Origin of the sequence: Pantoea sp. K16 (assembly GCF_048452805.1) — a bacterium.
GTDB classification, from domain to species: Bacteria; Pseudomonadota; Gammaproteobacteria; order Enterobacterales; family Enterobacteriaceae; genus Pantoea; species Pantoea agglomerans.
Genome location: NZ_JBLWNV010000001.1, coordinates 61,781 through 85,824, shown reverse-complemented (window position 1 = coordinate 85,824; position 24,044 = coordinate 61,781). Strand labels below are relative to the sequence as shown.

The window sequence follows — 24,044 nt, the reverse complement described above, 5'->3', positions numbered from 1 at the left end:
CGCGCTCTGCGGATGCCGTTCTTTTCTCTTTAAAGCAGAGTCGCCTATGTTAACTGATGCGCGTGTCTATGCTTACTCCGCTGTCTTAATGGGTTCACCCATCCTGCTCAAACTCTTCGACGATAATCAGACCCTGGCCGGACAGGTCTTCCGCCTGATTAAACAGCAGGAGAATCTCTTCACGGTTAACCGCGCGGCGTCTGAGGTGATGGCGATTAATCACGCGGCAGGGCAGCATCCGGTGGTCGTGAGTCAGCCGGTGTTTGACCTGATCGCCTGCGCGCATGCGGTGAGCCTGCTGCCCGACAGCCTGTTTAATCTGGCTATTGGCCCGCTGGTGAAGTGCTGGAAAATCGGCTTTCAGGGCCACCGTGTTCCATCAGAGACAGAACTTCAGGCGCGCATGGCGCTGACGAATCCGCATGACGTTATTCTTGATGACGCAAGCCGCAGTGTCATGCTGGCCCGGCCGGGGATGGAGATCGACCTGGGCGCCATCGCCAAAGGCTATATCGCCGATGTTGTGCAGGCTTTTTTGCGCCAGCAGCAGGTCAGCAGTGCGCTGATTAATCTGGGGGGAAATGTGCAGACAGTGGGTGCGCCGCCAGAAGAGGCGGGCTGGGCAATCGGCCTGAAAAAACCGTTTGGTGAGGCCGATGAGCTGATCGGGGTGATCGGGGTGAATAATCGCTCGGTGGTGACATCCGGTATCTATGAGCGTTATTTCGAGCTGGATGGCGTCTGTTATCACCACATCCTCGACCCGCGTAGCGGTTATCCGCTGGATAACGACCTGCTGAGCGTCACCGTGATCTCTGACCGTTCACTGGATGGCGACATCTACACCACGCTGCTTTACGGCCTCGGCGTTGAACAGGGCATTGCATGCCTGGCGGAGCAACCGGGCATTGAAGCGATATTTGTGACCCGTGACAGGCAGGTGATCTGCTCGTCACAACGTCACTTTTCTTTTCAGTTACTGGACACCGATTACCGGCTGGTTCACTGACAATATTGTTTGAGTAAAGTGTGATACTCCGGCTGCAGGCGATAGCGATAAACCGGACGGCCCGTGACCCCATAATGAATGCTGGTGAACAGAATATTAATCTGCGCCAGCCAGATCAGATACTTGCGGCAGGAGACGCGAGAGATATTCACCTCGGTTGCCAGTTCGTCGGTGGAGAACTCGGTACCCGGATGGGCGTCGATCCACAGACACAGCGTGCGCAGCGTCTGCGGTGTTAATCCTTTCGGCAGTCGCTTCTGCTCGCTGGCCCCCGGCGGATTGCCATGCAACAGCTGATCAACGTCCGACTGCTGATAGAACTGATGATTATCCATCAGCGATTTTTTCTGTCGCCAGCCAGTCAGCGCCTCTTCAAAGCGGGCAAACTGGAAAGGCTTGATCAGATAATCCACCACACCATAGTTGAGTGAGGTTTTGATGGTGGCGGCATCTGCTGCTGACGAGATAATAATCACGTCAACCGGACGTCCTGCGCTGCGCAGTTCCGGCAACAGGTCGAGACCGTTCTCCTGCTGCATATAGATATCCAGCAGGATCAGATCAACCTGAGGTTCGGCCTGCGCCAGCCGCTCTTTGGCCTGCTGTAAGGTTGAGGCGGTGCCGCAGCAGGTAAAGCCTGGGATCTGCCCGATATAACAGCGATTCAGCTCGGCTACCATGGCGTCATCATCGACAACTAACACATTGATCATTGGGTAATCATTCCTCTCTCCCACGGAAGTTGTACTAAGAATTGGGTGAATACACCCGGTTCCGACTCGACACTGACACTGCCGCCCAGGCTTTCGGTCTGCTGCTTAACCAGAAACAATCCGACACCGCGATCTTCGCCTTTTGACGAGACGCCACGCTCAAAAATGGCGCTGAGCTGCGTGCCGTCGATCCCGGGTCCGTCATCACTTACTTCACAGGCTAACCAGCCATTCTGATAATGCAGCATGAGGTGGATCTCCCCTTCGGTTTCCGGATCCAGCGCCTCAAGCGCATTTTCAATTAAATTGCCCAGCACCGTAATCAGTACCGCGCTCTGCTCCTCGCTGCCGCAGTCGGGCAGAAAACTCGCCTCATCGATAATCAGCTGATGGCCTTCATCGGTCACCCGGTTGATTTTGCTGAGCAGGAAACCCGCAATGATGGGCGATTTGATCTTTTGCAGTAGCGAACCAATCTCCGTCTGATAGGCGTTGGCGGTTTTCAGGATGTACTCTTCCATCTGCGCATAGTTTTTCATATGCAGCAGGCCCAGAATGACATGCAGCTTGTTCATGAACTCATGGGAACGTTCACGTAACGCGTCTACATAGTTTACCATGCCGTCCAGACGCTGCATCAGCTGGCTGATTTCGGTCTTGTCCCTGAAGGTGGTCACCGCGCCGATAATGCGGTCACGACTGCGAACCGGCACGGTATTGCTGATCAGGATGCGATTACCCAGCGTCAGCTCCTGATCGTGCCAGGCTTTGCCCGCATGCAGCGCATCCTGCTGATGGCGGTGCATTACGCTCTCTTCAGCAATCAGATCGCCGCTTAATGGCATCTTGCGGGTGGTCTCATGCAGCAGCTGCTGCGCCGCGTGGTTAATCAGGCTGACGCGTGACTCATCATCTACCGCAATCACACCCTCTTTAATAGAATTGAGGATCGCCTGACGCTGCTCGAACAGGCTGGAGATTTCATGCGGCTCCAGCCCGAGCAATATGCTCTTCAGGCGCCTGACCAGAATAAGAATCCCCAGCAGACCCACCAGGCCGCCAAATAAGACAGTCCAGACAATGTTCCAGCGGCTTTTGGCAATCTGCGCCGCCACATCATTCAGCGCAATGCCGATCGCCACCACACCAATCTGCTGATGATCTGCGTTATAAACCGGGGTAAATACCCGCAGTGCCTCTACCAGCACGCCGTGATTTACCGCCACATTTTCCCGCCCGCTGAGGGCCGGATAGATATCGTTGCCGACAAAATGTTTGCCAATCACCGCCGCGTTCGGGTGTGAAAAGCGAATGCCACGCATATCCGTCACCACCACAAACAGCAGGCCGTTGCGTTTGCGCGCGGCTTCAGCCAGTGGCTGAATCTGGCTGCTGCCGTCCGGTAACAGTAACCCACGCTGCACTTCAGGGCTGTCTGCCAGAGTGCGTGCCACTGCCATCGCCTTATCTTTAAGATGCGACTGAGCAAAGTTATCGATCTGCACAAAATAGAGCAGATGGACAGCGAGCAGCACGGTGACGATAACTGCAGTCATCATCAGGGTGGTCAGGGTACTGAGTTTCATGGGTCGTTTAGTCACGGCATGTCGGTTCTGTGGTTGGCTTGTCATTGGCGTTCAGCACGGGTGGAAGATCGCCCGGAAACATACGCTAACTGACCGCATCAGTACAGTTTTAGCGGTCTGCGCGCGGGCAATCGCCGGAGAACAATATTTGTGTTAGGGGATTGTATAATTCAAAGGACACCCTTAATGTGTGGTTAAAATATGTGAGCAATTCGGTAAGCCTTTTGTAATTAAATTAAGGCTAAATTGCTATTTTTAATTTTATAACTATTTTCACATTAACTCACAAATAACATTATTTTAAACTTTAAGGACTTTTTTTAACCAATACCGTCTGAGCTGTAGATTAAAATGATGAATTCAAAGAAAGTTATCCCCACTCTTTCCCTCGCGGCCTTGTTAGTTTCTTCAGCACTGCATGCTGAAACTTCACCAGAAAAAACCGACGTCCTATTAATTGGTGGCGGCATCATGAGCGCCTCAATGGGCACCATGCTGGAAGAGCTGCAGCCTGGCTGGAAACAGATCATGGTTGAGAAGCTGGATGGTGTGGCACTGGAATCCTCTAACGGCTGGAACAACGCCGGTACCGGTCACTCTGCCAATATGGAGCTGAACTATACGCCTGAGCGTAAAGACGGCTCGATCGAGGTGACGAAAGCGCTGGAAATCAACGAAGCTTTCATGGTTTCACGCCAGTTCTGGAGTTCGCAGGTCAAAGAGGGCGTGATGCACGATCCGCGCTCTTTCATCAACTCAACGCCACACATGAGCTTCGTCTGGGGCGACAACGTCGATTTCCTGACTAAACGCTATGCGGCGTTACAGAAAACCGCGCTGTTCCAGGGCATGAAGTTCTCTACCGATCACAAGCAGATCGAGCAGTGGGCACCGCTGGTGATGGAAGGTCGTGATCCCCAGCAGAAAGTGGCCGCAACCTGGACGCCAGTTGGCACCGACGTAAACTACGGTGAAATTACCCGTCAGCTAATCGGCAGCCTGAAGAAGAATGACAACTTCCGTCTGGAAACCTCGTCTGAAGTCACCGATTTCAAACGTAACGGCGATAACTCGTGGCACGTCACCATTAAAGATGCCAAAAACGGCAATGAGCGTGCGGTTGACGCGAAATATGTCTTTATTGGTGCTGGCGGCGGCGCGCTGAAATTACTGCAGAAAACCGGCATCCCGGAAGCGGAAAACTATGCAGGCTTCCCGGTCGGCGGTTCATTCCTGGTAACCGAAAACAAGGCGATTGCCGATCGTCACCTGGCGAAAGTCTACGGTCAGGCGTCTACCGGTGCACCACCGATGTCCGTTCCGCATCTGGATACCCGTTATCTGGATGGCAAACGCGTCGTACTGTTTGGACCGTTTGCGACCTTCTCAACCAAGTTCCTGAAAAATGGTTCACTGTTTGACCTGCTGAGCACCACCACTACTCATAACATCGTGCCAATGACCGACGTGGGTATGGATAACTTCGACCTGGTGAAATACCTGGTTGGCCAGGTGATGCTGACAGAAGAAGATCGCTTCGAAGCGCTGAAAGAGTACTACCCGGACGCGAAGAAAGAGGACTGGAAACTGATTCAGGCCGGTCAGCGCGTACAGATCATCAAGAAAGATGCTGACAAAGGTGGCGTGCTGAAACTGGGTACAGAAATTGTGACCGATCAGCAGAAAACCGTGGCGGCATTGCTGGGTGCTTCTCCTGGTGCATCGACCGCTGCGCCTATCGCGTTAAGCGTGATGCAGAAACTGTTCCCGGAAGAGTTTAAGTCAGCGGAATGGCAGGCTAAGATCCACAAGATGATCCCAGGCTACGGTCAGAAACTGAATGACAACGTGCCGATGCTGCAGCAGGTATGGAATGACACAGCTGCGACTCTGCAGCTGACCACACCGCCGGTTATCAACATGGATGGCAAAGCAGCCGAGGCGCCAGCAGCACAGCCTGAGCAGGCAGCGCCTTCAGCGAAGCACGACATGGCGCTGTAACAGCGAACTGACGTAAAAAAAGCCCGCGCAGGATAACCTGTGCGGGCTTTTTTATTGCTGCGTTTTCTGCCCGTTACTCCGGCTGGTTACCGCGCCAGTTGCCCCAGGGATCTTCTGCGGGTGCTTGATCCGCCTCTTCAGACGGTGCTTCGCGGGAGGCTGGTTCCTCTTTTAACGAGGCGAGATAAAGCGCTTCGACTTCAGCCCGCGCCCAGGGCGTGCGCCGCAAAAACTTCAGGCTTGATTTAACACTCGGATCGCTTTTAAAGCAGTTAATGTTGATCCGTTTTCCCAACTCCGCCCAGCCATACTGCGCGACTAAACTGTTTATCTGCATCTCCAGCGTTACGCCATGCAGAGGATCTTTTGAGGTTTGTGCGTTCATCATCTATCCGCCTGATTCATTCAATGCCGCACATCCTGACAATCGTAAAGCCGTTGTGCAAGGCGTGAAGGTGAAAAAGGGCGTGCCGTGGCGCGTTAAGCGCAGATTTCTGTGTCTGAGTTAACGTGACAGGCAGAAGAGTGCGCAGGCGTGCGGCGATTGTGCTAATCATAAGCGACTGATGATGCTCAAAAAGGATCTCCTGCCATGTCTGTGCCCGTCGATAATCTGCTCAGCTCCGCCAGCCGTAAACGTGCTCTGATTGCCGGTTCGGTAGGTAATTTCATTGAATGGTATGAGTTTGCCGTCTATGGCTTTCTTGCCACCGTGATAGCGCAGAACTTTTTCCGGCTGGAAGGGGAGTCAGCGCTGACCGGGCTTCTGCTGACCTATGCGTCATTTGCCATCGCCTTTTTCTTCCGTCCACTCGGAGCAATCATTTTCGGCCGGATGGGTGATCGCATCGGGCGCAAACCCACGCTGATTTTTGTGTTAATCATGATGACGCTGGCGACGGCGGCTATCGGCCTGGTGCCCACCTATGCCCAGTTGGGCATCCTGGCGCCGCTGATCGTGACCGGTCTGCGTATTCTGCAGGGCCTGTTCGCGGGGGGTGAGTATGGCGGGGCGGTATCGCTGATGACCGAGTTTGCACCGCGCGGTAAGCGGGGCCTTTATGGGGCGTGGCAATCTTTTACTGTGGCGCTGGGATTACTGGCTGGCGCGGGCATCGTAGCGCTGCTCTCACTGCTGCTGTCGCCGGAGCAGATGCTGAGCTGGGGCTGGCGCATCCCGTTCTTCATTGCCCTGCCGCTGGGTGTCATCGCGCTCTGGCTGCGGGTTCAGATGGAGGAGACCCCGGCGTTTATTCAGCAGCAGGCAAAACCCGTTGTAAAAGTTGACGCCAGCCTTGGCGATACGCTGAAAACGATCCTGCTCGGTATCTGTCGGCTGATGGTCTGGTCGGCGGCCGGTTACACCTGGCTGGTGATTATGCCGACGTACCTGCAGGCATCGCTGCACACCGGTTTTAACCAGGCGTTGCTGATTGCGGTGATATCGAACCTGGGCTTTGCTGCCACCATCATCCCGGCCGGCATGCTGAGTGACAGGATTGGCCGCCGTGCGGTGATGGTGACGGCGGCGGTATTGCTGCTGGTGCTCTCTCTGCCGCTGCTTAACATACTTCAGGCAGAGAGCACCGGGCTGCTGCTGAAAGCGCTGGTGGTGTTTATCGCGGGCGGAGTAGTCGGGTTGCTGGCCGGACCGGGGCCTGCAATGCTGGCAGAGATGTTCCCGACGCGGGTGCGTTATACCGGACTGGGTCTGGCCTATTCGCTTTCTAACGCGGTGTTTTCTGGCTGTGCCGGATTGATCATCACCGGGTTGATTAAACAGACCGGTAATCCCGATATCCCCGCCTGGTATGTGATGGCGACTGCGCTGGTCAGTATTGTTGCGTTGATGACCCTGAACAAAGATGATCATCTGCGGCTACTGGATGAGCCACCGTCGCGCTAAGTGTCGGCAAGCAAGCTGAGCGGGAAATTCAGGCTGCATAAGTGTTATGCAGCCTTTTTTACTGACAGGTCTGCCGGGAAGGGCAACAAACAAGCCTGCTTATCAGAAATGCAGCTGTAATATCACTGGCGTAACGTGCCGCTCTGTTCAGGCCGATGTAACAGGGTTTTATTCCGTAAGCGATTCAGCCGGATCAACGTCACTGACCTTCTCGCGTCATCAACACCGCCAACAGGTCTGAAGCCAAAGAGGATGCTGGAGAGAAGGATTCAGACAAGGTCATTCACTTTGCGATGATGGCAAACTGAAAACCTGATCACGGCAATTAACTTTATGAGCATGGTTGTCGGCAATAATGATGACAGCAGCCATAATCATACCGAGAAGAATGATAACTATTTTACGCAGGAGCATAAGCGTTAATTCCTGTGAAATTAAACTATTCTTATCTGTAATATGTTATTCACTTTTATCAGTGACTTAACGTGAGTGTTGATTAATTATGGCTGAAGTAAAATCTTTATATATTGATCGCGATGCGGTTTTCCAGACTCTGCTGAAATAAAGGCGTCATGCAAATTATAAAATAAACGAAATCTAAATGAGGGAATAAAAGCTGTTAATTTATCTTGTGTCTGTTTGACTGAAAAGGGTTGAACCTGTATGGCTTCAGGCTGTGAAGAGGAAAAGCTGAATAACGGCCCACAGTTGAACACTGCGGGCAGCACGCTGGACCCGGTCGGGACTCATCCGACAACCGGATCCCGCTGGTGGCGGTCACATCACTAACTTTAAACAGATTACAGACTGAGAACGGTGTCGTCAGATTTCTGTTTCTCCGGCTGAGTGATGAAATCTTGTGCCAGATCGGCGACGATGGCTGCAACGGTTCGCACCGATTTGATCATCGAGATGCCGGTGCCTGTCGAAACAACGCCTTTGTCAAGATTGCCCAGTCGCATCGCCTGCCATAAAGAGTTGTAGCCATTCATTGCAGTGAACAGGGTTTCACGGTCAGCGCCGTGCGCATCAAGTTCTGCCAGCCTGGGGCTGAGCGGCGTTGGCAATGTCCGGTAATAAGCGGGCAGGGTGCGGAAAAGTAGCAAATCTTCTGCGCTCGATGAAACAATCAGCTGCTTAACCTTCTCATCCGCCGGGTTCTCCTGCGCGGTTAAAAACAGGCTGCCTATCCAGACGCCTTCTGCACCTAACGCCATGGCTGCACGCACGCCACGCACATCCCCAATGCCGCCTGCCGCCAGCACCGGAATTTTCACACTGTCAGCGATCATAGGCACGATACTGAACGTTCCGATAATGCGTGATGGCACGGTGCCGCCTTCATCAAATCCGGTGGCGACAATGATATCGGCGCCAAGCTTTTCAGCCTGCTGAGAATTCGCTACGTCAGGCGTCAGCGCACGATAAAGGATTTTGATGCGATGTTGTTTCAGAAAATCGAATATTTCGGCATCAAGCACTTCATTAACTAAAACGACATCTACCTTCTCTTCAACAAACATTTCAGCGGTGGGCCGCCAGAAACTCATATCCGGCCCATTGATCAGGGTTGCCCCAAAAGGTTTATCCGTCAGCTGTTTGGTTTTTCTGATTTGCTCACGCATGCGCTCCAGCGCCATGAAACGAGAGTCTGGCAATGTATCCTGCCCGGCGTTGGGGCCAATTATGCCTAATCCGCCTGCGTTGGATACCGCAGCAACAAACATTGCATTGGTCAGAAAGTACATGGGTGCCTGAATAATGGGATAGCGAATATTCAGAATTTCTGTCACACGGTTTTTCATAGTTTTTCCTTATCCGGATATTGTGTAGCCAGACTTATTCGTTAGAAATAAGAATTTTTTACGGGCCGTTTTATTTTTATTCTCTTAGCCAAAACAGGGAGTTTAATAGTTGAAAATAAGAAGTAAACGGTCAGAATTGGGTACATGTTTGCCAGATATGGGAAGATAATGGATCTCAACGCGACAAAACTCTTTATTGCAGTCGTTCAGGCAGGCAGCTTTTCAGCGGCAAGTGAGAGAACGGCTATCCCCATCTCTACGCTGGTGCGGAAAGTGAACGAGCTGGAGCGGGCACTGGGTGTGCAGTTACTGGAGCGATCAAAGAAAGGGGTCAGGCCGACCTACAAAGGACAACAGTTCTTTGAGCAATCGCGACCTGGCCTGGAATTGCTGGAAGAGGCCACCAAAACGGTCAGGTCTGCGCACAAACTGGCGGGCAAACTGCGAATATCGGTGCCGCCTGACTTCACTATCTGGTGGGAGTTACTGCATGCGTTTCAGCAACGCTATCCTGATATCAAAGTGTTTTGCCACTCAGGGGAAAGAGTGGTGGATCTGTTTGAAGATGGCATTGACGTGGCACTCAGGCTGGGCGAGTTGCATACCGAGGATGTGATTGCCAAACCGGTTATGAATGTCGAGGCATGGTTTGTTGCCACGCCTGAACTGGCTGAACGCTTTGGACATCCGCAGACGCTGGCGGCGCTGGCGACGTATCCGATAGCCAGCTGGGAAGGGCTTAACAGTGGTTCCTTTGAGTGGGTATCCGGAGACGAGAAGGTAAAGTTTGAGCCGTTTTTTTCCTCCAACAATACGCAGGGCCTGCGCCACTATGCACTGAGCGGTGCCGGGGTATCGCTGTTGTTTGATTTTTTAGTTAAACCTGATGTGGAGAGCGGGAAGCTGGTGCGACTGCTGCCTGATTATCCGACTCACTCGATGCCCTTACATCTGGTCTATGTCCGGCACAAACATCCTTCAGCCATCACACTCGCGTATCTGGAGTTTTGTGCTGAATGGGTGAGTCAATACAAGATCGGCTAGGGGCTACACAAAAGGGGCAGAGGCAAAGATGTCCGGCAAACCAGCGCACAGGCGCTGTGGCCTCACCGATGAATGAAAGGGATAAACACAGAAAAAGAAAAGGCGCCCTGAGGCGCCTCTGATAGTGACCTTAACGCCACTATTTCCAGTATTTACACCAGCTGCTGTGCCGTGGTTTCCACCAATGTCAGCAACACTTTGATATCTTCCAGCGTCACTGTCGGATTCAGCAGGGTCATCTTCAGGCAGGTCACGCCATCGAACTCGGTCACACCAACGTTGGCGCGGCCCGATTCCAGCAGGGCATCACCGATACGCTGATTCAGCAACGCAATATCCGCACTGCTGAAGTGCGCCAGATGCGCCGGACGATAGCGGAACAGCACGCTGGCCAGCTGCGGTTTCATCACCAGCTCCAGCGCAGGCTGCTCATCAACGTACTGTGCAACCTGCTGTGCCAGCGTCACACCGTGATCGATGATTTCGGCATACTGTTTCTGACCCAGCGCTTCCAGGCCCATCCACAGTTTCAGTGCATCGAAACGGCGGGTGGTCTGAAGGGATTTGGATACCAGATTCGGCACACCCTGCGCTTCATCAAACTCAGAGTTCAGATAGGCCGCCTGGTAGCGCATCAGCTCATAGTGGCGTGCTTCCTTCAGCAGGAAAGCACCACAGCTGATGGTCTGGAAGAACTGCTTGTGGAAGTCCAGGGTAATGGAATCGACCAGCTCAATGCCATCCAGATAGTCACGATACTTTTCTGAGAGCAGCAGCGCGCCGCCCCAGGCCGCATCGACGTGCACCCAGATGTTCTCTTCGGCCGCCAGCGCCGCGATTTCACGCAGGGGATCGATCGCACCGGCATCGGTAGTACCCGCCGTGGCAACAATCGCCAGAATGTTTTCACCGTTGGCTTTGGAGGCTGCCAGCTTGTGGCGCAGGTCATCCATATCCATGCGGGCAAAGCGATCGCATTTCACCTGCGTTACGGATTGATAGCCCAGACCCAGCAGCGCCATGTTCTTCTGAACCGAGAAGTGCGCATTCTCTGAACAGAAGACTTTAATCTTCTTCAGATCGCCGGTTAAACCATCCTGCTGAACAGAATGACCCTGGCGGGCAAACCAGGCGTCACGCGCCAGCATCAGACCCATCAGGTTGCTCTGGGTGCCGCCGCTGGTGAAGACACCCGCGTCGCCGGGCTGATAACCGACCTGGGTACGCAGCCACTCAATCAGCTTCATCTCAATCAGGGTGGCTGAAGGTGCCTGGTCCCACGAATCCATACTCTGGTTGGTAGCGTTAATCAGCACTTCCGCCGCCTGGCTGATAACCAGGCTCGGGCAGTGCAGATGCGCCACACACTGCGGGTGATGAACCGACAGGCTGTCTTTGAGGAAGTACTCAATGGCGCGTTCAATAGCTGCCTGGTTGCCCAGGCCCTGAGGATTGAAGTCCAGCTTAATGCGCTCGCGCAGCTCTGCGACGGTTTTTCCCTGATACATCTCAGGTTGTTCCAGCCACTTCACGACGGCCGCGCTACTCTGGGCAATCGCCTGCTGGTAGGCCTCGGTACTTTGTGCTGAGGCCGCCAGAATCGGGTTTAACCGGGACATTGCATTCACTCCACTCAAACTGGTTTCACGCCAGCTGACAGCAGGGCGTTTTCAAATTTATCCATAAACACGTCCAGTTCTGCATCTGTGATCAGCAGGGACGGCAGCAGACGTAATACGCTGCCGTGACGTCCGCCACGCTCCAGAATCAGGCCGTTCTCAAAACATTTTTTCTGTACCAGCGCGGAGAGCTCGCCGTCTGCCGGGAAGCTGCCCATGTGATCAGCGGCTTCGTCAGGTTTCACCAGCTCAATGCCGATCATCAGGCCCAGACCACGCACGTTGCCGATTACCGGGTAGCGCTGCTGCAGCTCGCCCAGCTTGCCTTTCAGCCATTCGCCCTGTGCAGCAACTTTGTCAGCGATATTGTTATCTTTCAGCAGTTTCAGCGTAGTCAGGCCGGTCGCCATTGCGAGCTGGTTGCCACGGAAGGTGCCGGTGTGGTGGCCAGGAGACCAGGCGTCGAACTCTTTCTTAATGCCCAGTACCGCCAGTGGCAGACCGCCGCCGACCGCTTTTGACATCACGATGATGTCCGGCTCAATACCGGCGTGCTCAAAGGCGAAGAATTTACCGGTACGGGCAATGCCCGCCTGCACTTCGTCGATGATCAGCAGAATGCCATGCTCTTTGGTCACTTTACGGATGCGCTGCAGCCACTCAGCCGGAGCCGGGTTAACACCGCCTTCGCCCTGAACCGCTTCCAGAATGACGGCTGCCGGTTTGCGAACGCCGCTCTCAACGTCGTTGATCAGGTTTTCGAAGTAGTAGGTCAGCGCTTTCACGCCCGCTTCACCGCCAATGCCCAGCGGGCAGCGGTAGAGGTGCGGATAAGGCATGAACTGCACTTCCGGCATCAAGCCGTTGACCGCTTCTTTCGGTGACAGGTTGCCGGTAACAGACAGCGCGCCGTGGGTCATGCCGTGATACGCACCAGAGAAGCTGATGATGCCGGAACGACCGGTGTGTTTTTTGGCCAGTTTCAGCGCCGCTTCAACGGCATCCGCGCCCGACGGGCCGGTAAACTGCAGGCAGTACTCTTTGCCCTGGCCCGGTAATAACGAGAGCAGGTACTCAGAGAACGCATCTTTTAACGGCGTGGTTAAATCAAGAGTATGTAACGGCAAGCCGCTGGTAATGACATTTTGAATGCTCTGCAGAACGTCTGGATGGTTATGACCCAATGCCAGCGTTCCGGCACCTGCAAGACAGTCGAGATACTGATTATTCTCGACGTCTGTGATCCAGACACCCTGTGCTTTCGCAATCGCGAACGGCAATTTGCGAGGATAACTTCGAACGTTTGATTCAAATTCAGCCTGACGGGCTAAATAGGTTTCATTGGTTGCGTTTAAGTTCTGTGCATTCAAACTATCAATACGGACTTTATCCGTCATCATATCTCTCCTACAACCGGGACGGGCGTAGCGTCGCAGTTGAATAAATGTATTTAAATTGGGGTATGTGTTTTAAGCGCGGCCAATATAGGTGTTTTTAAGGTCCGACTCAATGTTTAATTTTATCGGCAGATAACAGATTCTTTGCTATAGGAATCAATCATTTGGTGAGTTTGTGAACGTATACATTATTGCCGCTTCGCTAGTCCGTTGTTAATAAGTGGCGTAAAAACACCAGCTTACCCGGCGCGGGGCGTGCTAAGTCAATGATAATAATCTGTGTAAATAGCTGTTTCCGGGGCAAAACGCTATCAAAAAGGGGCCTTTTCAGATGGAAAAAGCATAAGTCAGTTTGACTGAAGAAGCTGCATTTATAGCGGGTTAAAAGCGCAGACTAATTAAAATAATAAACCTTTTATTAACATTTAATTAAAATCTGGCGTTGTTAAAGCCTTTATAACGCGTCAGATCCACGTTACGACAGGAGATGATCAATAAACTGCGTTAAGTCAGCCATCCCTTCGCTTGCCTTTTTCTCCGACGGATTGATGGTCAGCAAATCGGCATAGCCGTTAAGCATCGCACTGATTTGCCGGGCGGTGCGCGGTATATCGGCACAACGCAGCGTTCCATCTGTGACGCCGTCACTAATTATCTCCTCCACCAGCGCCTGCCACGCTCCCGTCATTTGTTCTGCCAGCGCGGCATAGGCTTCGTGATGCGCAGCCATCTGCCAGAATGAAGCATAAAGTTGCCAGGTTGCATCCGGTGCGCTCGGCAGATGACTTTCGAACAGATTAAGCAGCCACTGCTTTGTTAAGGATGCTGACTCTGTAGAGAGCTGAAGCAGCCGCCGGACAGGCCAGCGGCAACAAATGGGAGGAATACACAGCCATTGCCGGACTAGAAGCCATCGCTGCGTCAGGGGCGGGTTAATAATCCAGTTCACATAGCGAAAATGCCCTAAAGCTTTATCAGACAGGACATAGCCCGGCTTATATTCTTTAAATGACTAATGTCTCGTGCTGTATTGATTGTGCTCAATTTATATCCATCATTCCTGTGTAAACCTGCAGTATCTCATTATGGGAGATGCCTGCCGTCGCATAGCTTTTGCTGACGCGTTTATCACAGGAAAAAAAGGGATTTGACATGGAACCGCAATATACCAACGTACTGACCCCGGAATTAGCTACCTTACTGGCGCGTCCGCCATTTTCGACGGAGAAAAAGGCCGGGATGCCTGAAGGTGCCCGTCAGACAGTTGAAGAGCAGGAGGCATTTCTGCTTGAACATCCGGTGGTGGCGATTTACCGGATCGCGGTTGACGGGGCGCTGACACACCGCGGCGGGGTGGTACGTGCAGCCTGGAACGGCTCTGAAATAGCGCCTGAGGACGGACAGAAGGTCAGCGTTGCGCTGGAAGGTGATGAGGTGGTTTATCCTGACGGCACCACCGCCCGGATTGCCACCGGCAGCGGTGCGAAATTCCAGAAAGGCGGTAAAAGTATCGCGCTGGTCGGCAGCCGGCTGAGTAACGGTGATGTGATTATCAGCACCCCGCAGGCGGGATGTACGCTGAATGAGCTGAAAGGTCTGCCGATGGATGCTGATTTTTTACCGGCAGAGGGCTGAGCCGATGACCCGAAGAGGCTGTATCATTCACGGTAAAAACGTCGGTCTGCACGGGGATAAGACTTCCACAGGGGCGCAGTGTATCGCGACCCGCCCCGGTATGTCGGTCATGGGGTTGCTGAAACTCTATATCGGTGACAAAACCACCCCCTGCCCAAAGTGCGGGGAAGTAGGGATCATTGTGAGTGGCGATCACCGGCACTCAAACAGCGCCGCTGTGGCGGTGGATGGCTCAGAGATCGTTTGCGGGTGCCCGCAGGGAACCAATTTTCTGATTGCCCCTAGTACGATACCGCAGCTTTCGGCGGCAAAAGCCCGGATGGCACCGGTAGTCGCTCCGGAGCCGGAACAACATGCTCAGGCGGCAAAGAAAAAGAAACGGGAGATCACGCTGACGATAGGCGTGTTCTTCGACGGTACCGGCAACAATGCCGTTAACACGCAGAACATGCTGAAGGCCTATACCGCAGGTCATTACAACCTGAACGATCCGGAAGCCGAGTCCATTCTGGCAAAATGCGCCCGTGAAAATTTTGGCGTGTCGGGTACAGGCGCAACCAGCTATACCGGGTACTACACCAATATTCACTGGCTGAGCACACTGTATAAACAAACCATATCCGGTAACGATTCAGATGTTCAGGTAGGCATCTACATTGATGGTATTGGTACCGAAGCCGGTAAACCCGACAACAAGCTGGGCCAGGGATTTGGTATATCCGACACAGGGGTTGCTGCTAAAACCAACCACGCCGTATCTCAGTTAGTGAAAGCTATTTCAGACGCTGCAGAGGATATACGAAGCAAATCAGGCTGTGAGATTGTTATAAATTGTCTTCAGTTTGACATCTTTGGCTTTAGTCGCGGAGCAGCCGCAGCCCGTCATTTTGCTAACCGCATCCAGTCAGAAGACCCGGCCATTATCAGCGCCATCCGCCAGGCCATGACGGGCATCACTTTCAATGGTTCTCCTTCAGGAAAGACCCGCTTCATCGGCATCTTTGATACCGTTGCTGCGATAGGTACGCCGGTTAATGGCCTGAACCCGCACAGTGCGGATACCGGGAACGTGAAACTCACCCTGCGTCCCGGCGTGGCAGAGAAGGTTTTTCATATCACCGCTGCGAACGAGTGCCGCTTTAACTTTGCGCTTAACAGCGTGAAACCGGCCTGGCCGGAGCTGGCGCTGCCCGGCGTGCATTCCGATATCGGCGGCGGTTATCTGCCCGTCACGAAGGAAGACCTGTTTCTGACCCGCCCGGCAACGGAGACGGTGCCGTACAGCCAGCCCGGTGAAAAGACGCAGGCTTACCGGCAGGCAGTAGCGCAGTTGCAGACTCTGGATAAGTCGCCCTGTCTGGCCCCGCTGCTGCGGACAAATGAAATATCGGCAGAAACATGGCATGACGACAGGCTTCCTCCGGACCGGTACGGCCAGATGCAGAAGCGCAGCTTTGCGGCGCTGACCATGCGCGGACGGACCGTCAGAAACGACTGGTCCCGCGTGGTGCTGAGGGTGATGCTTGAGGCCGCACGGGAAGCCGGGGTGGTGTTTGACTCTGTCGACCCGGCTAATCCGAACATGACTCTTTCTGATGAACTGTCTTCCCTGTGTGACAAAGCGCTGGTGATGGGTAAGGCAGCACGCAGCGGTCAGACGCCACAGGCGTTCAGTCAGGATGAGCTGGACGTGATTGCGGAGAAGTATATTCACTGTTCGGCCAACTGGAATGCCATCGTGGTCAATACTGACGGCCTTATTCACGGTGGCGCCTCCCCCTCAGAGCTGATTGGCTTTATCAACCGGCCGGATGAGCAGTGGAAACGTTCCGTCTACAGCATGGACGGAAAGAAGGTATGAAGCTGAAAACATTTTTCCCCTTGCTGATAATGGTGATGGTCAGCGGCTGCCGGGCTGGAGAGGCACAGACGCCGGAAGACACCGGAGAAATGCCCTACGGTGAAGTTTATTTTGCATTTTTCTCTCCCCGGGCCTTACCGGCGGTTGTGACAAAAGCGCTGATTATCGACAACGAAAAAGTTGTATCCACTTACAGAACGCTGGACAGCACTCCAGGGGATCCGGATACAACTCAGATATGGAATAACCGGGTCAGGATGCATGCTCAGTTTAATAAAGCCCGGCATCCACCGGCGCTGATGCTGTTCTGCTGGGATTCGGTTATCGATAAAAAGACCTACGAGACGCGCATCACCTTCTCACCGGCCCTTCGGGGAAAAATGTCGGTGCCAACCGGCAGGGACAGAAGAGGTAATATGGCCTGGTATGACACATTACTGTTAGGGCTGGCACCAGAGGGTAAAGTCCGTATCTGGCTTCAGAACAGCGCAGGAGGTGATAACCTGCCAGTCAAACCGGTAAAAATCACCACGCTGTCCGGGGATAAACTGGATGCCTGCAAAGGGATTACGGACCATCCCAACGGGTATGTTTATTACGGTGAAACGCCAGCATTTGTAAAAGGGAAAACCTATCCCTACGGCAACTGGTAGCGATTGCTTCTGATACCCGCCTGACGACACATGCAGGCCGGGTTTAGGCGCTTATGTGTTGTCTGTCTGGAGGGCAATCATCATGCTGGTTTTTACCGACCTGAGCCGTACACCTGAACTGGCGGAGGTGGCTGAGCGGCTGGGTATTATTGACGGCCAGCCCTTTCTCATCGGGGAGGACGGGGTATTTGACCGTGAAGTGAATGCCTTTTTACGGTCCCTGGTTGATCCATCAAGCCCGGGGCGTAATACCTGGCGTACCTATGCCTATCAAGCGTTCAGTCAGGATGAGCTGGACGTTATTGCGGAGAGGTATATTCACTGTTCGGCCAACTGGAATGCCATCGTGGTCAATACGGACGGCTTCATTCACGGGGGCGCATCGCCCTCAGAGCTGATTGGCTTTATCAACCGCCCGGATGAGCAGTGGAAACGTTCCGTCTACAGCATGGACGGGAAAAAGGTATGAGGCTGAACGCAGTTTTTCCCCTGCTGGTCATGGTCATGGTCAGCGGCTGTCGGTCAGGCGAAGCGCAGACGCCGGAAGACACCGGTGAAATGCCCTACGGTGAGGTCGGTTTTGCGTTTTTCACCCCCAAGGCATTACCGGCGGTGGTGACAAAAGCGCTGATTATCGACAACGAGAAAGTTGTATCCACTTACAGAACGCTGGACAGCACTCCAGGGGATCCGGATACAACTCAGATATGGAATAACCGGGTCAGGATGCATGCTCAGTTTAATAAAGCCCGGCATCCACCGGCGCTGATGCTGTTCTGCTGGGATTCGGTTATCGATAAAAAGACCTACGAGACGCGAATCACCTTCTCATCTGCCCTGCGGGAAAATATGTCGGTACCAACCGGCAAAGATCGGAGAGGAAATAGTGCCTGGTATAAAACATTATTGTTTGGTCTGGCACCGGAAGGCAAAGTGCGCATCTGGCTCCAGAACAGCGGCCCGGCCGCTAATATGCCAGTCAAACCGGTAAAAATCACCACGCTGTCCGGGGATAAACTGGATGCTTGCAAAGGGATCACGGAGCATCCCAACGGGTATGTTTATTACGGTGAAACGCCAGCATTTATCAAAGAGAAAACCTATCCCTACGGCAGATGGTGACACCGACAGATGAAATCTGCCGGATAATATGCGCCGGAGCGGTGTGCTCCGTCTCTCCGATCGGGAAGCCTGGGGTTATCTGGCCATCGGTAGCGTGGCAGCGCTGCTATTTGCTGTCACCATTGCGGTAATGTCGAACCGTGGCGGGACCAATGCGGGTCACATCTATTCGGTGATGACCTATATGTGGATGTTTGCCATGAGCCTGGATGATGGCCCACAACTGCTGGAAAAATATTCCCAGCTGAAAGACATAGGTCGCCGGGTGAATACCGGCACACACTGATTTGGCCGATTCAGCCGCTGCCTTCTTTTGGGCGTTGTCTCAGTTGAGGGCTCAAGCAGCCGCCGGACGGGCCGGCGGCAACGGAGGTGAAGAATTAACGAGCCGACTCGGGACCGAAAGCGATCACGGCTCAGGGGAGGGGCTAATAATCCAGCTCACCTGGCGCAAATGCTCTGAAAGCGTTATCAGACGGCGTATAGCCCAGCACTTCTCGCGTCTGTGTCAGATCAAAGCGCTTAAAGCGGTTATCGGAAATGCCGTAGCCAATAAAGAAGGTGATCTTCTCTGCCTCAACAGCGCCAGTCAGCAATCTGACGGCATCTTCCGGACTCAGCCATGCGCTGTAATCCCTCGCATTATGCAGGCTGTTATCCAGTGCAGGTTCATACGCCCCGATTCTCAGCGCCACACAGCTCAACCCGTGCTGGCTGGCATAGAAGGCGCAAAGTGCTTCACCATAACATTTGGTGACGCCATACAGATTCGCGGGAGAGACGGCCATGCCGGGATGTATCTGGACATCCGCCGGGTAGCCCTCAATGGTCTGCGCACTGCTGGCAAAGACCAGACGACGACAGCGGTGCTCAGCTGCTGCCTTGAGTATCCAGGTCGTAGAGAGAATATTGGCGGGCAGCAGATCGTCGAAACTGGCCTGCGCATCCGGGATACCGGCGAGGTGGATGACGGTATCGACAGGCTCTTCAGCCAGTAATTTCTCCGCCGCACCAGGTTGTGACAGATCCGCCACAATAAAACGATGGGGTGCGGGTATCGCGTAATCCGGCTCACGTAAATCGGTCAGGATAAAACGGTAGTTGTTCTGGCTGGCCGCAAAGAAAGTGCGCCCGATGCGCCCGCTGGCACCGGTAAGAAGGATAACTCTGGTCGTCATCTGCTGATCCTGTTATTCAAAAGAAGCGCTGAGAGGTCAGTTAAACAGAGATTCACGACTCAGGCCTGCGTAGCTTCCCGGATTGTGATCTTAAACAGGTCGCTATGCGCCAGAGTTGCACGGATAAAGACCCACGTTCCCGCAGCCTTCACTGTGCGCCAGATCACATAAATGGGTTGCTAAGCGCAGCCTGACTTTTTATAGTCTGCCCGCTTCAACCGGACGGGAACACGCTCTGCTTTCTCTCTCCGCCTCACTTCAGTTTTTTCAGTTCTGGCCATTGGGAATCAATTTTGTTAAGAAAAAATCATAAAACCGACGATGCCGGTTTTGTCCGCTGGGCATTACTGGCCCTCGCGCTGGGCGGCTTTGGCATCGGTACCGGTGAGTTCATCATGATGGGCCTGCTGCCAGATGTTTCACGCTCCCTTGCGATTACCGAGCCGCAGGCGGGCAACGCCATCGCCAGTTACGCACTGGGCGTGGTGGTCGGTGCGCCGTTTATTGCGGTGCTGGCGGCGCGAATGGCACGTAAATCGCTGCTGCTGATCCTGATGGCGCTGTTCAGTATCGGTAATGTTGCCAGCGCGATGGCCGACAGCTATCACGGCCTGCTCGTGGCGCGTTTTCTGACCGGGCTGCCTCATGGCGCCTACTTTGGTGTGGCGTCGCTGGTAGCCGCCTCGCTGGTGCCGATTGAACGTCGTGGCCGCGCTCTGGCGTCACTGATGCTGGGACTGACGGTAGCGACCCTGATTGGTGTACCGCTGGGCTCCTGGATAGGGCAGTTATTTAGCTGGCACGTGGTGTTCACCTTTGTGGGCGCAATTGGACTGCTGACCTGCCTGCTGATTGGCCGCTATGTTCCTTACACGCCTGGCGATGTGGATGCGCATCCGCTGCGGGAACTGGGCGCGCTGAAAAACGCGCAGGTGCTGCTGACCCTGCTGGTGGGGGCGGTAGGATTTGGCGGGATGTTCGCTATCTTCAGTTATATCGCGCCGACGCTGATTAACATTGCTGGCATCTCCCCCTCGCTGATCCCCTGGGCGATGGTGGCGTTTGGGCTGGGAATGATCATCGGTAATCTGGTGGGTGGCCGTCTGGCTGATGGCCCGGTGCTGAATATTATTGGCTGGACGCTGTTATGGAACGTGCTGGTGATGCTGGCCTTCCCGGTGCTGGTTCAGCATGTGGCAACTGGCCTGCTGGCTACGTTCCTGATCGGCACCTGCTCAGTGTTGCTGCCGTCATTGCAGATTCGCCTGATGGATGTCGCCAATGAGTCGCAAACCCTGGCGGCTGCGATGAATCACTCGGCGCTGAACATTGCCAATGCGATGGGCGCGTATCTTGGGGGCCTGACGGTGTCGCTGGGCTATGGCTGGATCTCCACCGCGTGGGTGGGTGTTGCGCTGGGCGTGGCCGGTCTGATGGTCTTTGTGCTCACGGCGCGACATGCTGCCCGTCAGCAGACTCAACTGGCCTGAGTTCTATAAAGCAGGGCGCAGCGATACTGTTTATCGCTGCGCTTTATTAGTACAGGGCCGCCGTATTATTTTTCAGCAATAATTAACCGCATTATTATTTACTCTCTGACCGTTCAGCGAAAATTATCATTCTATCAGCCCTGATATTTCAAAATGCTCGGAAAATCAACAAGGGCGCTCCGGACGTCTGGATGTTAAAAGTAAATTAAAATAATGTTTGCTAATGTCGGCGAGGCGTGGCTTAATAGCGTCATCGGTTTGGAACACAGACCTTATCAAAGCAGTTTTAGTAAAGCAGTCCTCAGTGCAAGCGATATCACAAGATACCCTTATTCATGAGTCTCCTCCTAAAAGCCTGGTAAGTTACCTTCTGAAAGACAGGCCATCTTCGCCACTTTGTGGCTCATAAATTAAGGAATTATCGATGTCTAATAAAATGACTGGTTTAGTAAAATGGTTTGACGCTGGTAAAGGTTTCGGTTTTATCTCTCCTCAGGATGGCAGCAAAGATGTATTCGTACATTTCTCTGCAATTCAGAGCAACGATTATAAAACTCTGGACGAAGGTCAGCAGGTCGAATTCACTATTGAAAACGGCGCTAAAGGTCCTTCAGCGGCAAACGTTGTCCCTATGTAAGCCTTAATTATCAATAGTGCTTATCAATGCGTGATGGCAATAGCCTCAGCAGATAAGCCTGATATTGATAATTAATTAAAACCCGCCTTGTGCGGGTTTTTTGCGTTTATGATTTGCCTGATGCTTACGCGATGTTTTTTGCCCGCGCCAGATATCGGCGCAGGCCAGTAAAAAAATGTTCAGCGCACGCTGGCGACCAGCCACTGCTGCAATTCTGTCAGCTCCGCGCGTTGCTCCGGAAAATCCGCAATAAGCTGATTCAGCACCGGTTCAAGGGCATCGGGCCGATAGGTCACACCCTGCAACCGCTGCGCCAGCGCTTCCAGCGGCGCAGGGTTGAGGCTGTCGCTGAAAATCTGACAGCGGCTGATCACGCCGCGTTCTACATCGAAATGAATCTCCACACCACCCCAGACAAAACGCTGGTCCAGCAGATGCGAAAAATCGGGTGCCTGACCGAAATTCCACTCCCAGCTACTCTGCTTTGCGAACTGCTCTCTGAAACCCGGCAGATCGGGCAGGGCGTCGGGAGAGATCCTCTCTGGCTCACAGCGTTCACCGTAATAGTTGAAAAATGCGTCCGTCACCGCGGAGCAGATCGCCTGATAGCTGATACCCGGCGTTAACTCCGCCAGATTGGTCACTCTGGCGCGCACTGAGGTAATCCCCTTCGCCTGCAATTTCTTCACATCCGGATTAAGGTAATCCGCCAGGCGGGAGAGGTCGGCATCCATCAGAATAGTGCCGTGATGGAAACCGCGATCCGGCGTTTCACGGTAGGCTGAACCGGATATTTTGCGCAGCCCGTCAGCGGTGTTCACCACTAAGTCATTACGGCCAGAGGCCTCCGCGGGTACGCCAAGCGAAGTCAGTGCGCGCAGGATGATCTGAGTCGAGACGCTTTTATCATACTCCGGCTTGCCGGCCATAAAGGTAAAACAGCAATTGCCGAGATCGTGAAACACCGCGCCACCGCCGCTGCTGCGACGTGCCAGCCGGATGCCATCTTCCGCCATGCGTCGGGTATTGCACTCTTTCCACGGATTCTGTGCCCGCCCGATCACCACCGTTTCCGCATTACGCCACAAAAACAGCACCCGCTGGGTGGCCGGCATCTGGCGGAAAATGCACTCTTCTACCGCCAGGTTAAACCAGGGATCGTTGGATTCAGATAACAGTAAACGCAGCGTGGACATCGGTGACTCCCGTTCCTTAAGAGAAGAGGCCCATAAAGCAGGGCAGAAGGCAGAGTGTACCAGCCGGGAAACGGGACTACATGCCTCTTCATGCCGTGATGCTGCGGCAAAAAAAGATAAAATGCCGTCTGCAGAGTAATCGCGGCAGATTGGTGTACGACATTATGACACTATGGATAAGGAGTGTGCTGATTCCCCTGCTTATTTTCCCTTTGAGAGAACAAAAACCGTATGAACGCTTCCGCTGGCATAGCGATGAAGATCACCGCTGCATTAAGTAGCACGCTGATGCTGGCCTGTGTAAAAGAACTCGATGGGGCGATACCGGTCGGCGAAGTGATATTTTTTCGCTCGCTGCTGGCACTGGTGCCGCTGCTAATCTGGCTGCGCTTGCAGGGCAGCGTGCTGGATGGCATTCGCACCCGCAATATCCGCGGGCATTTTGTGCGCGGGCTGGCCGGAACCGGTGGTCTCTATTTCAGTTATCTGTCGCTGCTCTACATTTCTCTGACCGACGCCACGGCGATCAACTATGCCGCGCCGCTGTTTACCGTGCTGCTGGCGGCGCTATTTCTGCGCGAAAAGGTGCGTCACCATCGCTGGGTCGGGGTCTTTACCGGTTTCAGTGGCATTCTGGTGATGTTCTCCGGGCATCTCACACTGACGCGCCAGGCAACATTTTCCCTTTCTGCATCGGCGGGTATTCTGCTGGCGTTGATGGCGGCCTTCTGTACGGCCTGTGCGCTGGTGCAGATCCGCTTTCTTAACGGCAAAGAGAAGCCGGGCGCCATCGCTTTTTGGTTCGCTATCACCACGGCCTTAACGTCGCTGGTCACGCTGCCAGGCGGCTGGAAAGTGCCGCATGGTAATCAGCTGGCGTTACTGGTGGGATGTGGGCTGCTGGGCGGTATCACTCAGATTCTGATGACTCTGAGCCTGCGCTATGCCGAAGCGTCGTTGCTGGCCCCGTTCGACTACACCACCTTAATCTGGTCAGTGGCGGTGGGTTATCTGCTGCTCGGCAATCTGCCAACCACTACCACGGTGATGGGTGCGATTCTGGTGGTGGCAGGCGGCCTTTACTCGGTGCTGTATGAGCGTTACCGCTTCCGTAAAGCGCGGGTAGTTAATGCCAGTCGCTGATCGGCCCGCCCGGCATCGCCTTGTTATTTCCAGAGTGATAACGCAGAGT

General features: G+C 53.8%; 22 protein-coding genes and 1 pseudogene. 13 read left to right on the top strand and 10 right to left on the bottom strand.

Annotated features, from left to right (window positions below; all coding sequences use genetic code 11):
- Positions 1 to 46 precede the first annotated feature (46 nt).
- Positions 47 to 1,009: an FAD:protein FMN transferase gene (locus tag ACK13D_RS00395; protein ID WP_033786960.1), complete on the top strand. Its 963-nt coding sequence runs from the start codon at positions 47 to 49 to the stop codon at positions 1,007 to 1,009.
- On the opposite strand, the gene dcuR is transcribed toward ACK13D_RS00395, so the two are convergent.
- Together dcuR and ACK13D_RS00385 are read right to left on the bottom strand one after the other, a co-directional pair.
- Positions 1,003 to 1,722 carry a two-component system response regulator DcuR gene (dcuR, locus tag ACK13D_RS00390; protein ID WP_009093030.1) on the bottom strand — a complete coding sequence of 240 codons (720 nt, stop codon included), beginning with the start codon at positions 1,720 to 1,722 and terminating at the stop codon, positions 1,003 to 1,005. The genes ACK13D_RS00395 and dcuR overlap by 7 nt on opposite strands.
- Positions 1,719 to 3,353, bottom strand: a complete 1,635-nt coding sequence (locus tag ACK13D_RS00385; protein ID WP_022624763.1) for a sensor histidine kinase — start codon at positions 3,351 to 3,353, stop codon at positions 1,719 to 1,721. Before ACK13D_RS00385 ends, dcuR begins: the two co-directional genes overlap by 4 nt.
- A 306-nt stretch (positions 3,354 to 3,659) precedes the next feature.
- Between ACK13D_RS00385 and mqo the strand changes: the two genes are divergently transcribed.
- Complete coding sequence (gene mqo / locus ACK13D_RS00380) at positions 3,660 to 5,309, top strand: malate dehydrogenase (quinone) (protein WP_418795359.1); 1,650 nt, start codon at positions 3,660 to 3,662, stop codon at positions 5,307 to 5,309.
- A 73-nt stretch (positions 5,310 to 5,382) separates the two neighbouring features.
- On the opposite strand, the gene ACK13D_RS00375 is transcribed toward mqo, so the two are convergent.
- Entirely contained in the window at positions 5,383 to 5,694 is a 312-nt protein-coding gene (locus tag ACK13D_RS00375; RefSeq protein WP_010247254.1) for a VF530 family protein, read from the bottom strand.
- 207 nt (positions 5,695 to 5,901) lie between these two features.
- Here ACK13D_RS00375 and ACK13D_RS00370 point away from each other — a divergent pair, with 207 nt between their 5' ends.
- Positions 5,902 to 7,215: an MFS transporter gene (locus ACK13D_RS00370; protein WP_010247251.1), complete on the top strand. Its 1,314-nt coding sequence runs from the start codon at positions 5,902 to 5,904 to the stop codon at positions 7,213 to 7,215.
- 279 nt (positions 7,216 to 7,494) lie between these two features.
- Here the strand turns inward: ACK13D_RS00370 and ACK13D_RS00365 are convergent, their stop codons facing one another.
- Entirely contained in the window at positions 7,495 to 7,629 is a 135-nt protein-coding gene (locus ACK13D_RS00365) for a hypothetical protein (protein ID WP_254920067.1), read from the bottom strand.
- A gap of 386 nt (positions 7,630 to 8,015) precedes the next feature.
- Positions 8,016 to 9,020, bottom strand: coding sequence for an NAD(P)H-dependent flavin oxidoreductase (locus ACK13D_RS00360; RefSeq protein ID WP_418795357.1), 1,005 nt, complete (start codon positions 9,018 to 9,020; stop codon positions 8,016 to 8,018).
- 144 nt (positions 9,021 to 9,164) lie between these two features.
- Here ACK13D_RS00360 and ACK13D_RS00355 point away from each other — a divergent pair, with 144 nt between their 5' ends.
- On the top strand, positions 9,165 to 10,064 hold the full coding sequence (locus ACK13D_RS00355; RefSeq protein WP_418795355.1) for a LysR family transcriptional regulator: 900 nt from the start codon (positions 9,165 to 9,167) through the stop codon (positions 10,062 to 10,064).
- Between the two features lie 152 nt (positions 10,065 to 10,216).
- Here the strand turns inward: ACK13D_RS00355 and ACK13D_RS00350 are convergent, their stop codons facing one another.
- The 3 genes from ACK13D_RS00350 to ACK13D_RS00340 form a co-directional block, all read right to left on the bottom strand.
- A complete protein-coding gene (locus ACK13D_RS00350; RefSeq protein WP_039389056.1) occupies positions 10,217 to 11,683 on the bottom strand; it encodes a pyridoxal phosphate-dependent decarboxylase family protein in 1,467 nt (488 codons plus the stop codon).
- A gap of 14 nt (positions 11,684 to 11,697) precedes the next feature.
- Positions 11,698 to 13,083 carry a diaminobutyrate--2-oxoglutarate transaminase gene (locus tag ACK13D_RS00345; RefSeq protein WP_152545226.1) on the bottom strand — a complete coding sequence of 462 codons (1,386 nt, stop codon included), beginning with the start codon at positions 13,081 to 13,083 and terminating at the stop codon, positions 11,698 to 11,700.
- Positions 13,084 to 13,555: 472 nt separating this feature from the next.
- A complete protein-coding gene (locus ACK13D_RS00340) occupies positions 13,556 to 14,029 on the bottom strand; it encodes a TetR family transcriptional regulator C-terminal domain-containing protein (protein ID WP_418795354.1) in 474 nt (157 codons plus the stop codon).
- A 203-nt stretch (positions 14,030 to 14,232) separates the two neighbouring features.
- On the opposite strand from ACK13D_RS00340, the gene ACK13D_RS00335 reads away from it, so the two are divergent.
- From ACK13D_RS00335 to ACK13D_RS00310, 6 genes and pseudogenes are all read left to right on the top strand, one after another.
- Positions 14,233 to 14,715, top strand: coding sequence for a PAAR domain-containing protein (locus ACK13D_RS00335; protein WP_418795352.1), 483 nt, complete (start codon positions 14,233 to 14,235; stop codon positions 14,713 to 14,715).
- A gap of 109 nt (positions 14,716 to 14,824) precedes the next feature.
- Positions 14,825 to 16,576, top strand: a complete 1,752-nt coding sequence (locus ACK13D_RS00330) for a phospholipase effector Tle1 domain-containing protein (RefSeq protein ID WP_418795617.1) — start codon at positions 14,825 to 14,827, stop codon at positions 16,574 to 16,576.
- A 35-nt stretch (positions 16,577 to 16,611) separates the two neighbouring features.
- The gene (locus ACK13D_RS00325; protein WP_418795616.1) at positions 16,612 to 17,229 is read left to right on the top strand and encodes a DUF2931 family protein; all 618 of its coding nucleotides are present in this window, start codon (positions 16,612 to 16,614) and stop codon (positions 17,227 to 17,229) included.
- Positions 17,230 to 17,311: 82 nt separating this feature from the next.
- On the top strand, positions 17,312 to 17,698 hold the full coding sequence (locus ACK13D_RS00320) for a hypothetical protein (protein WP_187500470.1): 387 nt from the start codon (positions 17,312 to 17,314) through the stop codon (positions 17,696 to 17,698).
- 35 nt (positions 17,699 to 17,733) lie between these two features.
- Positions 17,734 to 18,351, top strand: coding sequence for a DUF2931 family protein (locus tag ACK13D_RS00315; RefSeq protein ID WP_418795614.1), 618 nt, complete (start codon positions 17,734 to 17,736; stop codon positions 18,349 to 18,351).
- 46 nt (positions 18,352 to 18,397) lie between these two features.
- Positions 18,398 to 18,637 (top strand): annotated as a pseudogene (locus tag ACK13D_RS00310) (ABC transporter six-transmembrane domain-containing protein); the annotation flags it as partial.
- A 142-nt stretch (positions 18,638 to 18,779) separates the two neighbouring features.
- Here ACK13D_RS00310 and ACK13D_RS00305 read toward each other — a convergent pair.
- Positions 18,780 to 19,529 (bottom strand): NAD-dependent epimerase/dehydratase family protein, encoded by a 750-nt coding sequence (locus ACK13D_RS00305; protein ID WP_187513775.1) that lies wholly within the window; start codon positions 19,527 to 19,529, stop codon positions 18,780 to 18,782.
- A 293-nt stretch (positions 19,530 to 19,822) separates the two neighbouring features.
- On the opposite strand from ACK13D_RS00305, the gene ACK13D_RS00300 reads away from it, so the two are divergent.
- Positions 19,823 to 21,019 (top strand): MFS transporter, encoded by a 1,197-nt coding sequence (locus ACK13D_RS00300; RefSeq protein ID WP_033760352.1) that lies wholly within the window; start codon positions 19,823 to 19,825, stop codon positions 21,017 to 21,019.
- Positions 21,020 to 21,443: 424 nt separating this feature from the next.
- On the top strand, positions 21,444 to 21,656 hold the full coding sequence (gene cspE / locus ACK13D_RS00295) for a transcription antiterminator/RNA stability regulator CspE (RefSeq protein ID WP_003855207.1): 213 nt from the start codon (positions 21,444 to 21,446) through the stop codon (positions 21,654 to 21,656).
- A gap of 179 nt (positions 21,657 to 21,835) precedes the next feature.
- Here the strand turns inward: cspE and ACK13D_RS00290 are convergent, their stop codons facing one another.
- The gene (locus ACK13D_RS00290; protein WP_418795349.1) at positions 21,836 to 22,852 is read right to left on the bottom strand and encodes a lipoate--protein ligase A; all 1,017 of its coding nucleotides are present in this window, start codon (positions 22,850 to 22,852) and stop codon (positions 21,836 to 21,838) included.
- A 231-nt stretch (positions 22,853 to 23,083) separates the two neighbouring features.
- Here ACK13D_RS00290 and ACK13D_RS00285 point away from each other — a divergent pair, with 231 nt between their 5' ends.
- Positions 23,084 to 23,995: a DMT family transporter gene (locus ACK13D_RS00285; RefSeq protein ID WP_277972079.1), complete on the top strand. Its 912-nt coding sequence runs from the start codon at positions 23,084 to 23,086 to the stop codon at positions 23,993 to 23,995.
- The last annotated feature ends 49 nt before the right edge of the window (positions 23,996 to 24,044 follow it).